General features: G+C 74.1%; 12 protein-coding genes and 1 pseudogene. 2 read left to right on the top strand and 11 right to left on the bottom strand.

What is annotated here, in order from left to right; all coding sequences use genetic code 11:
- The first annotated feature begins 170 nt into the window (after nucleotides 1-170).
- The gene (gene ppsA / locus ACWPOB_RS03850) at nucleotides 171-2,450 is read left to right on the top strand and encodes a phosphoenolpyruvate synthase (RefSeq protein WP_455399952.1); all 2,280 of its coding nucleotides are present in this window, start codon (nucleotides 171-173) and stop codon (nucleotides 2,448-2,450) included.
- A gap of 89 nt (nucleotides 2,451-2,539) precedes the next feature.
- On the opposite strand, the gene ACWPOB_RS03845 is transcribed toward ppsA, so the two are convergent.
- From ACWPOB_RS03845 to fmt, 3 genes are all read right to left on the bottom strand, one after another.
- Nucleotides 2,540-3,469: a 1-phosphofructokinase family hexose kinase gene (locus tag ACWPOB_RS03845; protein ID WP_100058670.1), complete on the bottom strand. Its 930-nt coding sequence runs from the start codon at nucleotides 3,467-3,469 to the stop codon at nucleotides 2,540-2,542.
- 91 nt (nucleotides 3,470-3,560) lie between these two features.
- Nucleotides 3,561-5,006 carry an RsmB/NOP family class I SAM-dependent RNA methyltransferase gene (locus ACWPOB_RS03840; protein ID WP_455399951.1) on the bottom strand — a complete coding sequence of 482 codons (1,446 nt, stop codon included), beginning with the start codon at nucleotides 5,004-5,006 and terminating at the stop codon, nucleotides 3,561-3,563.
- Nucleotides 5,003-5,926, bottom strand: a complete 924-nt coding sequence (fmt, locus tag ACWPOB_RS03835; protein ID WP_455399950.1) for a methionyl-tRNA formyltransferase — start codon at nucleotides 5,924-5,926, stop codon at nucleotides 5,003-5,005. The genes ACWPOB_RS03840 and fmt overlap by 4 nt, the downstream gene beginning before the upstream one ends.
- A 228-nt stretch (nucleotides 5,927-6,154) precedes the next feature.
- Here fmt and ACWPOB_RS03830 point away from each other — a divergent pair.
- A pseudogene (locus tag ACWPOB_RS03830) lies at nucleotides 6,155-6,535 on the top strand (rhodanese-like domain-containing protein); the annotation flags it as partial.
- Here ACWPOB_RS03830 and ACWPOB_RS03825 read toward each other — a convergent pair.
- The 8 genes from ACWPOB_RS03825 to mihF all read right to left on the bottom strand — a co-directional run bounded on the left by ACWPOB_RS03825 (nucleotide 6,435) and on the right by mihF (nucleotide 14,997).
- A complete protein-coding gene (locus ACWPOB_RS03825; protein WP_100058813.1) occupies nucleotides 6,435-7,583 on the bottom strand; it encodes a phosphatase PAP2 family protein in 1,149 nt (382 codons plus the stop codon). The pseudogene ACWPOB_RS03830 and the gene ACWPOB_RS03825 overlap by 101 nt on opposite strands.
- A gap of 114 nt (nucleotides 7,584-7,697) precedes the next feature.
- The gene (locus ACWPOB_RS03820; RefSeq protein WP_455399949.1) at nucleotides 7,698-8,675 is read right to left on the bottom strand and encodes an esterase/lipase family protein; all 978 of its coding nucleotides are present in this window, start codon (nucleotides 8,673-8,675) and stop codon (nucleotides 7,698-7,700) included.
- Nucleotides 8,676-8,932: 257 nt separating this feature from the next.
- Nucleotides 8,933-10,951, bottom strand: coding sequence for a primosomal protein N' (locus ACWPOB_RS03815; RefSeq protein WP_455399948.1), 2,019 nt, complete (start codon nucleotides 10,949-10,951; stop codon nucleotides 8,933-8,935).
- Nucleotides 10,952-10,972: 21 nt separating this feature from the next.
- Nucleotides 10,973-12,187: a methionine adenosyltransferase gene (metK, locus tag ACWPOB_RS03810; protein ID WP_455399947.1), complete on the bottom strand. Its 1,215-nt coding sequence runs from the start codon at nucleotides 12,185-12,187 to the stop codon at nucleotides 10,973-10,975.
- Between the two features lie 195 nt (nucleotides 12,188-12,382).
- Nucleotides 12,383-13,666 (bottom strand): bifunctional phosphopantothenoylcysteine decarboxylase/phosphopantothenate--cysteine ligase CoaBC, encoded by a 1,284-nt coding sequence (gene coaBC / locus ACWPOB_RS03805; RefSeq protein ID WP_006937650.1) that lies wholly within the window; start codon nucleotides 13,664-13,666, stop codon nucleotides 12,383-12,385.
- Entirely contained in the window at nucleotides 13,663-13,965 is a 303-nt protein-coding gene (gene rpoZ, locus ACWPOB_RS03800) for a DNA-directed RNA polymerase subunit omega (protein WP_003935406.1), read from the bottom strand. The genes coaBC and rpoZ overlap by 4 nt, the downstream gene beginning before the upstream one ends.
- Entirely contained in the window at nucleotides 13,962-14,609 is a 648-nt protein-coding gene (gene gmk, locus ACWPOB_RS03795; protein ID WP_050035209.1) for a guanylate kinase, read from the bottom strand. Before gmk ends, rpoZ begins: the two co-directional genes overlap by 4 nt.
- 67 nt (nucleotides 14,610-14,676) lie before the next feature.
- Nucleotides 14,677-14,997 carry an integration host factor, actinobacterial type gene (mihF, locus tag ACWPOB_RS03790; protein ID WP_003935409.1) on the bottom strand — a complete coding sequence of 107 codons (321 nt, stop codon included), beginning with the start codon at nucleotides 14,995-14,997 and terminating at the stop codon, nucleotides 14,677-14,679.
- Between the last annotated feature and the right edge of the window lie 324 nt (nucleotides 14,998-15,321).

Raw genomic sequence — 15,321 nt, 5'->3', positions numbered from 1 at the left:
CACCGAGTTTAACGGTCCCGCCGGCGGGCCCCCGCCGCGCGTCGCGGTGCCCGCGCGCCCGGCGCGGGTTTTCATGACTTTCGACCCCTGGTTCACCCCTCTGGGCGATGCTTGAGTGGACGGTGGCGGGCCCGGATCCGCTGGGCCCGATGCGGCAGTGGGGAGCGACGATGGCCACGCACACGGTGTGGGTTCGACCGATCGGCGAGGTGGGCGCGAAGGATGCGCCGACCGTGGGCGGAAAGTCCGCCAACCTCGGGGAGATGACCCGGGCCGGGTTCCCCGTGCCGCCCGCCTTCGCGATAACCACCGCCGCCTATCTCGATTCGATGGCCGCCGCGGGGGTGCGCGAACAGCTGCGCGCCGAGGCCGTCCCGGCCTCCGACATCGACGACGCGACGCTGATCCGCACCTCCGCGGAACTGGCCGCGCTGGTGACCGGGGCTGCGGTGCCCGACGAGATCCGCGCCGACATCGTCGCCGCCTACGAGAAGCTGGGCGTGGACGTGCCGGTGGCGGTGCGGTCCTCCGCGCCCGCCGAGGACGCCGCGGACACCTCGTTCGCCGGGATCCACGAGTCGTACACCAACATCGCCGGCGCCGACGCGGTGGTGCGCGCGGTGCAGGCGTGCTGGGCGTCGTTGTGGTCGGAGCGGGCCCGGACCTACCGGGGCCTGCGCGGGGTGACCGACGAACCGTCCATCGCCGTCGTGGTGCAGGTGATGGTGCGCTCGGAAGCGTCGGGGGTGGCGTTCACGGCCGACCCCCGCACCGGCGAGCTCGACCGCATCGTCGTCGAGGCCGCCCTCGGCCTCGGCGAGGTCGTCGTCGGCGGCCAGGTCGAGCCCGACACCTACGTCGTCGCCAAGGACGGCTTCGCCGTGCTCGACGTGCATCTCGGGCATCAGGAGTTCCAGATCGCCTCCACCGACACCGGCGACAGCCGCGTCGCGGTCGATTCGTCGCGGCAGACGCGGGTGCTCGACGAGGAGCAGCTCGAGAAGGTCGCGCGGCTCGCCGCGGGCGTCGAGCAGCACTACGGGCAGCCGCAGGACCTCGAGTTCGCGTTCGCCGAGGGCGAGCTGTGGATCGTGCAGACCCGCCCGATCACCACCCTGGGCATGCCCGGGGCCGCCGCGACGTCCGGCGACGGGCAGGCGACGCCGCTGCTGACCGGGCTCGGCGCCGGCCCCGGCCGGGCGACCGGACGGGTCCGGGTGCTGCAGGAACTGGTCGACGGCAAGCGCCTGACCGACGGGGAGATCCTCGTGGCCCCGATGACGCGGCCCGACTGGCTGCCGATCCTGCGCCGCGCCGGCGGCATCGTCACCGACGGTGGCGGCATCACCTGTCACGCCGCGATCGTCGGCCGCGAACTCGGCAAGCCCGTCGTCGTCGGCGCCCGCACCGCGACGCAGGACCTGCGGGACGGCCAGTTGATCACCGTGGACGGCGATGCCGGGGTCGTGTTCGACGGGGAGGTCCGCGCCGACCGGCCGGCCGCGGCGCAGACCGCCGCCCCGGCGGCCGCGGCCCCCTCCCCGACCGTCACCGCGACGGCCGTGTACGTCAATCTCGCCACCCCCGACGCCGCGCCGGCCGTCGCCGCCACCGACGTCGACGGGGTGGGGCTGCTGCGGGCGGAGTTCATGATCACCGAGGCGCTCGCCGGGGAGCATCCCGCCTACATGATCGCGCAGGGCCGGCGCGAGGAGTACGTGTCGAAGATGGCCGAGGGCGTCACGCGGATCGCGGCGGCCTTCGCCCCGCGGCCGGTGGTGTACCGCGCAATCGACCTGCGCAGCAACGAGTTCGCGAACCTGAAGGGGGGTGAGGTGGAGCCGGACGAGGAGAACCCGATGATCGGGTACCGCGGCTGCTTCCGCTATGTGCGCGATCCCGAGCTGTTCTCGCTCGACCTCGACGTCCTGCACCGCGTGCGCGCGCAGCACCCCAACGTGCACCTGATGATCCCGTTCGTGCGCACCCGCTGGGAGCTGAAGGAGTGCCTGGCCCAGCTCGACGCGCATCCGCTCGGCGCGGATCGCCGGATGCTGCGCTGGATCATGGCCGAGGTGCCGTCGGTGGTGTACTGGCTGCCCGAGTACGCGAAGCTCGGCATCCACGGCGTGTCGATCGGCAGCAACGACCTGACCCAGCTCGTGCTCGGCGTCGACCGCGACTCCGAGGTGTGCAAGGACCTGTTCGACACGCTCGACCCGGCGGTGCTGGACGCGATCGACCACATCATCGAACGGGCGTCGGCGGCCGGCCTGACCACGTCGCTGTGCGGGCAGGCCGTCTCCACCAGCACGGAGCTGGCCGAGCATCTCGTGCGCCGGGGCATCACGTCGGTGTCGGTGACGCCGGACGCGGCGGCGCAGACCCGGCGCACGGTGGCGCAGGCCGAGCAACGGATCGTCCTGGACCGCGCACGGCACGAGCACTGAGCCCCCCCGAGCGAATGGACCATGCTGTCGGCCTGACGAGGTGAACGATCCGTTCGCTCGGGCGTCACCGCTGCGCGCCAGCCGCGGCGTCACCGCTGCCGGGCGAGGACGTCGAACCGTTCGACGTCGTCGCGGCGGCAGACCTGGCTGCCCGGGGTGAGCAGGGCCGCCGAGCCTGCCGCGATGCCGAGCGCCAGGGCGTCGCGCAGCGAGCGGCCCCACAGCAGGCCCACGACCAGCCCGGCGACCATGCTGTCGCCGGCGCCCACGGCGCTACGCACGGGCACGTCCAGGGCCTTCAGCCGGGCGGTGGTGTCGGCGGAGACGAGCAGCGCCCCCTCCGGCCCGAGGGACACCACCACGACCTCGGCGACGCCGGCGTCGACGAGTTCGTGGGCGGCCGCGGCCTGTTCGTGCGGGGTGCGAAGTTCCCGGCCCACCCATTCGCGCAGCTCCCGCAGGCTCGGCTTGACCAGGTGCACACCCGACTTGATGCGGCGCAGTGCGTCCCCCGACGAGTCGAGGACGAAGCGCGCACCGGCGTCGGTGGCGGCGTCGGCCACGCGCTGGACGAACTCGCCCGGCACGCCCGGCGGAAGGCTGCCGCTGGCGACGACGTACCGTGCGCCGGTGGCGGTCTCGACGAGCAGGTCCAGGCACCGTTCCTGGTCCTCCACGCTCAGTTCCGGGCCGGGCAGCACGAACCGGTACTCGTGGCCGGTGCTGCGCTCGATCGCCGTGAACGACTCGCGGGTCATGCCGTCGATGTCGATGCGCCGGCTGTCGACACCCGCGCCGGCCAGCAGCGCCGAGAGCGTATCCCCGGTCGGTCCGCCGGCCGGATACACCGCCCCGGCCGAGACGCCGAGCACCCCGGCGACCTTCGCGACGTTGATCCCGCCTCCCCCGGCCTCGAGCCGCGGCGCCTCGCAGCGCAGTTTGCTGGTGGGCCGCACCTCGGCGGTGTAGGTGGTCACGTCGAGCGCCGGGTTCATGGTCAGGGTGACAATGTCGGGCACGACGTGCCTCCTGCAGGGAGCGGTCGGGTTGCGTCCGACCGTATCCGAGCGCGGACCGATTCTTCCGGCGTTCGCGCCGCAGGATCGCGGATCAGCCCGCCGGTGTGCGCAGCGCGGCCATGAACATCGCGTCGGTGCCGTGCCGGTGCGGCCACAGTTGCACGGACGGGCCGTCGCCGAGACGCGGCACGCCGGGCACGAGCTCGCGCGTGTCGAGCTGCTCGACCTGGTGCCGCCGGACGGCGTCGGCGACGACGGCGAGGGTCTCGGAGGTGTGCGGGGAGCACGTCGCGTACAGCACCACGCCGCCGGGCCGCAGCAGGCCGATCGCCGAGGCGAGGAGCTGTTTCTGCAGCCGCACCAGCTCGGCGACGTCGCCGGGGTTGCGCCGCCACCGTGATTCGGGCCGGCGACGCAGGGCGCCCAGCCCGGTGCACGGCGCGTCGACCAGGATGCGGTCGTAGCCGGACCCGAGGCCGGGATCGCGACCGTCGGCGACGTGCACCGTGACCGGGAGGCCGCGGGTGGACTTGCGGATCAGCTCGGCGCGGTGCTCGACCGGCTCGACGGCGTCGACGGTGAAGCCGTCGATGTCCGCGAGGGCGCCGAGCAGGGCGGCCTTGCCGCCGGGACCGGCACACAGGTCCAGCCACCGGCCGTGGTCGGGTCCGTCGAGCGGGGCGAGCGTGAGCGCCCGCGCCACCAGCTGGCTGCCCTCGTCCTGCACGCCGGCCATGCCCTCGCGCACGGGGTCGAGCTTGCCGGGGTCGCCGCCGCCGTCGAGATGCACCGCGTAGGGCGACCAGGGGCCGATCTCCCCGCCGGTGGCCAGCGCGAGCTCCTCCGCGGTGATCACCCCCGGACGAGCCACCAGGTGCACCACCGGCCGGGCGTCGTCCGCCGCGAGCACCTCCTCGAGCTCCCCGGCGTCGGGGCCGAGCGCGACCGCGAAGGCCTTCGCGATCCACTCCGGATGCGCATACCGGAATGCCAGGTGTCCCACGGGGTCACGAGCCGGGTCGGGGGCGAGCTCGACGATCCACTGTTCCTCGGGCTTCTCCGCGACGCGCCGCAGCACCGCATTGACGAATCCGGACTTGCCGTGGCCGAATTCGCTGCGGACGATGTCGACGCTCGTCGCGACGGCCGCGTGCGGGGCGATGCGGGTGCGCAGCAGCTGGTACGTGCCCAGCCGCAGGGTGTCCAGCAGCGCCCCGTCGATCTCGGTGACGGGCCGGTTGGCGCACGCGGCGATCACGGCGTCGAGCAGCCCCTGGGCGCGGGCGGCGCCGTACGTCAGCTCGGTGGCCAGGGCGGCGTCGCGACCGTCGAGACGCCGCTCCCGCAGCAGCGCCGGCAGCACCAGGTTGGCGTAGGCGTCGCGCTCCCGGACCGCGCGCAGCACGTCGCGGGCGGCGAGACGGGCCTGGTCGAGGCCGGCCTCGGCGGGGGACGGCCGGCGGGCCTGCCGAGGCTTGTTGTTGCGGTCGCCGGGTCCGCGGCGCGAGCGGCGGGCGGGGCGTCGGGACTCGGTCACTGGGCGCGTACCTCCGGGTCGAGCCGGGCGCCGCGAACCCAGTCCGCGGCCGCCATCGTCTTCTTGCCGGGCGGCTGGACCTGTCCGAGCCGCACGGCGGTGCTGCCGGTGCCGACGAGGACACCGTCCTTGCGGGCCAGGAGCTGCCCGGGCGCGAGGGTCTCCTCGGTGCCGGTCACGGGCCCGAGCTTGACGCGCAGGTCGCCGATCATCGTCCAGGCACCGGGCGCCGGCGTGACCGAACGGATGTGGCGGTCCACGAGGTGTGCGGGCCGGTCCCAGCTCACGCGGGCCGACTCGACCGTGACCTTGGGGGCGTGCGAGACGCCGTCCGTGGGCTGGGGCACGGCCGTGAGCGCACCGTCCTCGAGACCGTCGAGAGTCGATTCGAGCAGCGCGGCACCGGAGTCGGCGAGCCGGGCGAGCAGATCCCCCGCGGTGTCGGCGGGCCGGATCGTCTCGGTGACCACCCCGTAGACCGGGCCGGTGTCCAGGCCCTCCTCGAGCCGGAACGTGCTCGCGCCGGTCACCTCGTCCCCCGCGGCGAGCGCGGCCTGCACGGGCGCGGCGCCGCGCCATGCGGGCAGCAGCGAGAAGTGCAGATTCACCCAGCCGAACTTCGGGATGTCCAGCACCGGCTGCGGGATGAGCGCGCCGTAGGCGACGACCGGGCAGCAGTCGGGGGCGAGTTCGGTCAGCCGGGCCACGAAGTCGGGGTCGCGGGGCCGCTCCGGCGTGAGGACCTCGATGCCGTGGTCGTCGGCGAGCCGCCCCACGGCCGAGCGGACGACGCGCCGCCCGCGGCCGGCGGTGGTGTCGGGCCGGGTCACCACCGCGACCACCTCGTGGCGCGGCGAGTCGAGCAGTCGGCGCAGCGACGGTACGGCCGGTTCGGGGGTCCCGGCGAACACCAGCCGCACGTCAGCGGCCCGTCCGCGCGTGGGGAGCGAGGCCCCGGCCCCGGGAGGCGGAGTGCGCTGGGCCGACCGAACTGTTCACGAATGCTGCTCCCGGATCTCGACGACGAATGGTGGTGCTCAGTCTAGGGACCGGTCCTACGCGCGGTGACGGCCGTCCGCGAACCCGAGGGATCGGGCCGGGCGCGACGAATCCCGGCAACCGCCACGCAGCGTCGATAGGCTGAGCCGATGGCAGTGACGCGAGAACGGATGGAACGGTCCCCCCGTGTGCGCTCGGCGGATCCCGCGGGCGTGCCCTGGCCGGCGGCGCAGGAGCAGGACGTGGTCCTGGTGGACACCACGTGGGGCGAGCTGCAGCCGCTGCAGTGCGCGCCCGGGGTGGTGACCGTCGGCGAGCTGGAACTGACGGAGCTGGTCGCGAAAGGAGCCGTGCTCGTCGACACCCGTGTCCCGGACTCGCGCAAGGGCAGGTCCATTCCGGGCGCGGTCAACCTGCCGCACGGCCGGATCACGGAGCTGCGGGACCGGCTCGATCCGTCCCGGGTGTCGATCCTGTTCTGCAACGGTCCGCAGTGTCCGCAGTCCCCGATGGCGATCCGGGAGCTGCTCGAGGCGGGATATCCGGCGTCCTCGCTGGCGTACTACCGCGGTGGCCTGCACGACTGGGTGACGTTGGCGATGCCGCTGGAGCAGGTGGACTGACCTGCGGGACGCGCCGCGCTCCGCGGCGCGCCTCCCAGGCCCGGGCGGCCAGGGCGGCGAACCCGACGTAACCCCAGCCGAGCAGCACGTCGACCACGTAGTGTTCGCCGCCGTAGACGAGCGTGAAGGCCATGGCGAGCGGGAACGCCACCAGCAGCGCCCGCATCCAGGCGCGCCGCGCGATCGGCCACAGGGCGACCGCCACGAGCAGCGCGAACGCCGAGTGCAGCGACGGCAGCGCGGCGACCGGGTTGCCCTGCGCCTCCAGCCATCGGGTGCCGACGTCGATCGGCACCACCCCGAAACCGAAGCCGGTGACCCGCCCGATGCCGTCCGGTAGGACGCCCGCCTGGGAGGCGTACCACGGTGGGGCCGCCGGCACGAGGATGTACGTGATCAGTCCGAAGTACGACAGGAGCAGCACCCGTCGCATGTAGCCGGCCCAGCGCGACCGCGAGTACAGGTACAGCAGGGCCGCGAGCAACCACGGCACGAGGAAATGGCTGGTGTAGACGACGGCGGTGATCATCGTCCAGCCGGGCCGCTCCCCGTCCGCGCCGAGCAGGCGTTCCTGCAGCCACACCGTCGGGACCGTGCCGCCGAACAGCCAGCTCTCCACGGCGACCGGTTCGTGTACCCGAACGGGCAGGCCGAGTTCGTCGGCGATGCCGCGGGTGTGGTCGTAGACCACGAGCGCCGCGACCAGGGGCAGCCAGTCGACGACGACGCGCACGTGCCCGCGCCACGGCCGGTCGATCGCGAAGGCGATCAGCCCGGCGACGATCCAGGCCGCCTGGTACACCCGGTCGGCGGGGATGCCCATCGTGACGACGGTGCCGACCAACGCAGCGAGGTACACGCACCGCGCGGCCACCCGGAGGTACTGGCGCGGCGACACCAGCTGCGGCGCCCGCATCACCGCGAGAGCGCGTCCCGGAAGCGAGGGGGCATTCACCGCTACCTCCCTTCGGCGCGCTGTCGCGGGTGCCGGTGACCGTCGTCCGCACGGGCGCGTGCCGCCCGCATACCCATGATCGGGGCACCGGGCACGCCCCGGGGGCGGATCGGGTCAGGAGTTGCTCTCGATGATCAGTTCGGGGATGCCCGTGCCGAGCGGCACCGGGACGCACTCGCCGAGGGCGTACCGCTCGGGGGCGAGGGCGTGCCGGATCACGGTGAGCGAGAACGGGTCGTACACCATGTTGAAGTGCCCGGTCTGATCCGGTGGGCACAGGTCCTGGATCATCAGGTTGACCGCCCCGGGTCCGCGCAGCGCCACGTTGGTGGACGGCTGGATGACCTCGTCGACGCGGGATCCGATGGTGGTGTAGCGGACGCCGGGAACGGTGTCGACCGGGGTGTTGAGTTCGGTGAGCAGTTCCGAACCCTGCAGTTGCTGCGCGAGGGCCACCGAGAAGAAGTCCTCGACCGCGTCGGTGGCGCCGGGAGCGGCCACGGCCGCGGTGCCGAGCCCGTAGAAGGTGCCGCCGTAGCTCGGCGAGGCCACGCCCACCCAGCGGTCCACGACGGTCGATCCGCCGAGGCGGTTGACGTAGTACCGCGCGACGGTGGCGCCCTGCGAGTAGCCGAGGAGATCGACCTTGTCGGCGCCTGTGTCGGCGCGCACACGCTCGACGAACCCGCCGAGCTGCGCGGCGCTGACCCGGATGTCCCCGGTGCCGTAGTCGTCGGCGCCGTCGGCCTTTCCGTAGTCGAGGGCGAAGACGCACCAGCCGGCGTCGGCGAGCATCGGGGCGACCGCAGCCCAGTCCGAGTAGGAGTTGGAGTCGGTGCCGTGGGCGAGGACCACCGGCCGCGGATGGTCCGGGGAGGGCACGCACCCGAAGTCGTTCGACCGCGCCGGCGCCGCCCCGGGGTGGTCTTCGGCGTAGCCGGCGGCCTGGGCATGCGTGGTGGCGACGGGGCCCGGGGTGACGGGCACGAACGCCGTCGACCCCGAGGGCGCGGCGCCCGCGCCGGTGACGGACACGGCAGCGGCGGCCGCCGCACCGGCCAGCGCCGCGACGATCCTGCGTGTGCCGTTCACGGCCCCTCCCTTCCGGTCGGCCCGTGCCGGTCCGCACCGCCGGCCACTGGTTCGGTTCACCGGGATCGACCCCTGCCCCTGTGACTTATCGTGACACAGTTGCCCTCTCGCGGCATGCCGTCTTTCTGCAGGTGGCGGGCGATTCTGCCGTCCTGTCGCACGGTGCGGACCTCGCCCCCTCGGGGCACGCGGACTCGGTGCGGGCCCGGTGGGACACAGCCGGCGCGCACCGTCCCGGCCGGGAGAGGCGACGGCTGTCACCCGATGCGCAGCGGATCGATCTGCACCCGCAGCGCGCCCTCACCGCGGCGGGCACTGCGGGCGGCCTGCGCCTCGCGCAACGCCCGGCCGAGGGCGAGGCCCCGACCGCGCGGCACCCGGATCACCATGCGCTGCACCTCGTCCGGCTCGGGATCGTCGGCCCCGAACGGTAACCGCTCCCCCGGCGGCAACGGCACCGGCCCGAGCACCTCCGCCTCCGGCGGCAGCGTCGCGGCGGCCAGCAGGTCGGCGACCGCGGCCGCGGTGCCGTCGACCGCGGCCATGTGCACCGCGGGCGGGAAACCGACCTCGGCGCGCTCGGCGAGCTGGGACTGCGCGTGCCCGATCGGGTCCCACCGCACCAGCGCCTGCACGGTGGGAATGCCGGAGTCGGCCACGACGACGACCTGGCCGCCGTCGGCGAAGGGCCGCACCAGCGACGCCGCGGTGAGCCAGCGGCGCATCGTCTCCTCGGCGGCCCGCAGGTCCGCGCGGCCGAGCAGCGCCCACCCGTCGAGCAGCAGCGCCGCGCCGTACCCGCCGGCGGTGACGGGCTCGGCCCCCACGGTGGCGACGACGAGCGCCGGCCCCTCCGGGGCGGTGGCCTTGACCTCCGCCCCGCCGGAGGTGACCACCGGGACGCCGGGAAAGGCCCGGCCGAGTTCCTCCGCGGTGCGCCCGGCGCCGACGACGACGGCGCGCAGCGCGCGGGCGCCGCACGCGTGGCAGCGATGGGTGGCGTCGGTGATACCGCACCACCGGCAGGCGGGCGTCGCGGCGCCGTCCGGGCCGGCCGCCTGCGGCAACGCGAGCGGGCCGTTGCAGTGTCGGCAGCGGGCCGGGGTCCGGCACTTGGCGCATGCCAGCGCGGGCACGTAGCCGCGGCGGGGCACCTGCACCAGCACCCCCCGGTCGGCCTTCAGGGCGGCGCGGGCGGCGGCGAACGCGATGGCCGGCAGGCGGGCGGCGCGGGCGGCGGGATCGCGCGCGAGCGCCTGGTCGCTGTCGGCGAGCGCGGTGATCTTGGGAGCGCAGGCCCGGACGACGTCGCGGGGCGCGGAGAGGTCGTGGGCCCACCCGGCGTCGACGAGGGCCTGGGTCTCGGCGGTGCGGGCGTGCCCGGCCAGGACGACGGCGGCGCCGGCGGCGTGGGCCCGCAGCAGCGCCACCTCCCGCGCGTGCGGGTACGGCGCGCGCGGCTCGGAGTGCAGGTCGTCGCCGTCGTCCCACACCACGATCAGCCCGACGGCCGGGGTGGGGGCGAACACCGCGGCCCGGGTCCCGACGACGATGCGGGCGGTGCCGCGCAACGCGGCGAGCCAGCGCCGGTAGCGCACGGCCGGACCGAGCCCTGCGGCGAGCCCGACGACGCAGCCGGCGCCGGCGAGGTCGGTGCAGGCCGCCACGACCCGGTCGAGGTCGCGCTGATCGGGTACCACGAGCACCGCGGCGTGCCCGGTGGCGGCGACCGACGCGGCGAGTTCGGCCAGGCGGCGGGGCCAGTCCTCCCCCGGCAGCGCCTGCCAGGCCGCGCGGGGGGTGCGGCCGGCGGCGAGGGCGTCGAGGAAGTTCTCGCCGTGCCGGTACCGGGCCCAGGCGGCCCGGTCGACCTCCGGCGCGGGGGGCGGCGCGGCGGGCGGCGGGTCCTCCGCCTCGACCCGCGCGTGCCGCGGCGGCACCGCCAGCCGCAGCACGTCGGCCCGGGTGCCGGCGTAGCGGGCGGCGACCGCGTCGGCGAGGGCGGCGATCTCCGGGGTCAGCACGACCTCCGGGGAGACGATCCGGTCGAGCCAGCCGAGCCGGCCGGTGTGCTCGCTGCTCGGGGCCCGGGCCAGCAGGAAGCCGTCGACGAGCCGGCCGGCGAACCGGACGCGCACCCGCACGCCCACCCGCGCCTCGGCGTCGAGCTCACGCGGGATCAGATAGTCGAACTCGCGGTCGAGATGCGGCAGCGGCAGCAGCGGCAGGATCCGCGCCACCGGATCCGTCTCGGCGGCGGTCCGGTCGGTGGCCACCCGGACCCCTGACGGGGCGGGTTACAGACCGGCGGCGGCGCGCAGCTTCTCGGCCCGGTCGGTGTTCTCCCACGGCAGGTCGATGTCGGTGCGGCCGAAGTGCCCGTACGCGGCGGTCTGCGCGTAGATCGGACGCAGCAGGTCCAGGTCCCGGATGATCGCGCCGGGCCGCAGGTCGAACACCTCGGTGATCGCCTGCTGGATCCGCGTCGGGTCGGTCTTCTCGGTGCCGAACGTCTCGACGAACAGCCCCACCGGGGCGGCCTTGCCGATCGCGTACGCCACCTGCACCTCGAGCCGGCCGGCCAGGCCCGCGGCCACGGCGGTCTTGGCCACCCAGCGCATCGCGTAGGCCGCCGAGCGGTCCACCTTCGACGGGTCCTTGCCCGAGAACGCGCCGCCGCCGTGACGGGCCATGCCGCCGTAGGTGTCGACGATGATCTTGCGGCCGGTCAGGCCCGCATCGCCCATCGGGCCGCCGAGCACGAACGACCCGGACGGGTTCACCAGCAGCCGCACCTCGGCGGTGTCGAGCCCGGCCAGGCTCGGATCCGCCAGCACCGCCTCGACGACGTGGGTGCGCAGATCCGGGGTGAGCAGGTTGTTCAGGTCGATGTCCGCCGCGTGCTGGGTGGAGATCACCACCGTGTCCAGCCGCACCGGCCGGTCCCCGTCGTACTCGATGGTGACCTGGGTCTTGCCGTCCGGCCGCAGGTACGGCAGCACCCCGGTCTTGCGGACCTCGGTGAGCCGGCGTGAGAGCCGGTGCGCCAGCGCGATCGGCAGCGGCATCAGTTCCGGGGTGTCCGAGCAGGCGTAGCCGAACATCAGGCCCTGGTCGCCGGCGCCCTGCAGCGCCACCTCGTCGTCGGTGAGCACCCCGGAACGGGCCTCGTGCGAGACGTCGACGCCGCCGGCGATCTCCGGGGACTGCGCGCCGATGGCGATGTTCACCCCGCAGGAGTTGCCGTCGAAACCCTTCGAGGACGAGTCGTAGCCGATCTCGAGGACCCGGTCGCGCACGATCTTCGGGATGTCCGCGTACGCCGAGGTGGTGACCTCGCCGACCACGTGCACCTGCCCCGTGGTCACGAGGGTCTCGACCGCGACACGGGCGCGAGGGTCTTCGGTGAGCAGCGCGTCGAGGACGGAGTCGCTGATCGCGTCACAGATCTTGTCCGGGTGCCCCTCCGTCACGGACTCACTGGTGAAAAGCCGACCGCCGGTCTTGCTCACGGAACTCCCTCTCGACTGGTTGTGTCTAGCTCGAACGAACGAACTGATGTCAACGATATGGGCGACGCTACTGTTCCGGTCGCGCCGGCGCGAGACTTTCGCTCACGGGCGCGCCGCCCCCGGGGTCACGGACGCGCCGCCCCCGGGGTCACCGGTCCGCCGCCCCCGGGGTCACGGGCGCGCCGCCCCCCGGGGTCACGGACGTTCCGGCGCCAGCAGCGGCCGCAGCGCGTCGAGGACACGGCTGGCCATCAGCGCCTTGGAGCCGTGCGCGAGGGCGGTCTCGGAACCGTCCGCGGCCAGCAACCAGCCGTCGTTGTGGTCGACCTCGAACGCCTTCCCGTCGCCGACGGCGTTGACGACCAGCAGGTCGCAGCCCTTGCGGGCCAGCTTGGCGCGGGCGTGGGTGAGGACGTCGCCCTCGGCGTCGCCCGTTTCGGCGGCGAAGCCGACGATGACGGTGCTCGCCGGCAGCGTGCCCTCGGTGCGGGCGGTCACCAGCCCGGCGAGGATGTCCTCGTTCTTGGTCAGCGCGATCGCGTCCGGCTCACCCCGGCCCTTCTTGATCTTGCTGGTGGCGAAGGTGGTGGGCCGGAAGTCGGCGACGGCCGCGGACATGACGACCGCATCGGCGCCGGCGGCGTGCTTGGTGACCGCGGCCTGCATCTGGGCGGCGGTCTGCACCCGCACCACGTCCACCGCGGCGGGGTCGGCCAGTCCGGCCACGGCCCCGGCGACGAGGGTGACGTCGGCGCCGCGCTGGGCGGCCAGCCGGGCAAGGGCGTAGCCCTGCTTGCCGGAGCTGCGGTTGCCGAGGAACCGGACCGGGTCCAGCGGTTCGCGGGTGCCGCCGGCGGAGACGACGATGCGCCGGCCGGTCAGGTCCCGCGGCAACGCGTCGGGCCGTTCGAGCAGCAGCGACGCCAGGCCGAAGATCTCGTCGGGCTCGGGCAGCCGGCCGGCGCCGGTGTCGTGCCCGGTGAGCCGGCCGGAGGCGGGCTCGACGACGACGACGCCGCGTCGGCGCAGGGTGGCGACGTTGTCCACCGTCGCGGGGTGTTCCCACATCTCGGTGTGCATCGCCGGCGCGAACACGACCGGGCACCGCGCGGTGAGCAGCGTGGCGGTGAGCAGGTCGTCGGCGCGGCCGTGGGCGGCGCGGGCCATCAGGTCGGCGGTGGCGGGGGCGACGACGACGAGGTCGGCCTCCTGTCCGAGCCGCACGTGCGGCACCTGCGGCACGTCGGCGAACACGCCGGTGTGCACGGGGTTGCCGGACAGGGCCTCGAAGGTGGCGCGGCCGACGAACTCGAGCGCCGAGTCCGTCGGGATGACCCGTACGTGGTGTCCGCTCTCGGTGAAGGCGCGGATCAGCGCACAGGCCTTGTACGCGGCGATGCCGCCGCCGACGCCGATGACGACGCGGCGGCGCTGCCCGAATTCCGAGTGGTCCGCGGTGCCCGCGGCGCGCTGGCTCACTCGCCTTCGGCGTGCTCGAGCAGGTCTGCGTGGATCTCCCGCAGCGCGATCGACAGCGGCTTCTCCTGCAGGCCCGGCTCGACGAGCGGGCCGACGTACTCGAGAATGCCGTCGCCGAGCTGGTTGTAGTAGTCGTTGATCTGCCGGGCGCGCTTGGCCGCGTAGATCACCAGCGCGTACTTCGAGGAGGTGCGCTCGAGCAGCTCGTCGATGGGCGGGTTGGTGATGCCCAGCGGGGTGTCGTAGGCCGGCAGGTCGTGCCCGGCGGTGTCGGACACGGCTGCTTGGGTGCTGCTCACTCGGTATTCTCCTGTGTCGTTCCGGAGCTCTGGTGGGGTCCGGGGTTCGGGGTCGAGGCCGGGGATGTGGTGATCGGCCGCGGACGGTCGGCGGGATCGTCGCGGGGACCGACCAACAAGGATACCAATTCGTCGCACGCGCGGTCGACGTCCTCGTTCACGATCACCGTGTCGAACTCGTCGCGCGCGTCGAGTTCGGTCCGGGCGGTCTCGAGCCGGCGGCGGACCACCTCGTCCGATTCGGTGCCGCGGCCGGTGAGGCGGGCGACCAGCACATCCCAGCTCGGCGGCGCCAGGAAGGCCAGCACGGCCTCCGGCATCGCGGCGCGCACGGACCGGGCCCCGGTCAGGTCCACCTCGACGAGCACGGGGCGTCCCGAGGCGAGCGCGTCCCGCACCGGCCCCGCGGGCGTGCCCGAGCGTTGCAGACCGCCGTGGATCTCGGCCCACTCGAGCAGGTCCCCGGACTCGATCATCCGATCGAAGTCGTCGCGGCTGACGAAGTGGTAGTCCACCCCGTTCACCTCGCCGGGCCGGGGATCGCGGGTGGTGGCCGACACGCTGAACAGCAGGTCGGGCACCCGGCTGCGGAGCCGGCGGACAACGGTCGACTTCCCGACGGCGGAGGGGCCGGCCAGCACCACCAGCCGGCCCCTCCGCATCGTGGAACCGCTGTCCGACACGGTGTGTGCGTCAGCTACCACCGGTCGCTCAGGCGTCGAAGTCGAACCTGGCGAGCAGCGCCTTGCGCTGACGGTCGCCCAGGCCGCGCAGGCGACGCGTCGGGGCGATCTCGAGCTCGGTCATGATCTCCTGCGCCTTGACCTTGCCGACCTTCGGCAGGGCCTCGAGCAGGGCGGACACCTTCATCTTGCCGAGGATCTCGTCGTTCTCGGCATCGGCCAGGACCTGCTTGAGGTCGGTGCCGCCGCGCTTCAGGCGGTCCTTGAGCTCAGCCCGGGCACGACGGGCAGCAGCCGCCTTCTCCAGAGCAGCGGCGCGCTGCTCGTCGGTCAGCTGGGGAAGGGCCACGGTTCCTCCGTCTCATCGTTGGCAAACAGTCTCATCCGCCGGTTAACCAGCGGCGATAGCGACCGTACTCACGCCGGACGACGATTGCGAACCCACCCCCCGCCGTTTCGGCTCGAAAACACGTGCGGTAGTGCGCCCTCACCACCGTCCCCGGCCCGGCCCGGCCGGGCGCCGCGGGCACCGTCCACCACCTCGGCGAACACGGCATCACCGCAGGTAGAGACGCTGCGCACGGCGTGGCGGGCCGGCGCGGGCGTCCGCCTGCGAGGCGGCGCCGACGCCGGCTCGTCCCGGTCGGAAACGGATCGGAAAAATTTCCGCGCG

This window comes from Rhodococcus sp. 2H158 (genome assembly GCF_053764755.1).
This window is presented reverse-complemented; position numbering and strand designations above follow the sequence as displayed.

Coding starts and splice junctions, on each gene's coding strand:
- ppsA (WP_455399952.1), top strand. CDS start 171: ATGGCCACGCACACGGTGTGGGTTCGACCGATCGGCGAGGTGGGCGCG.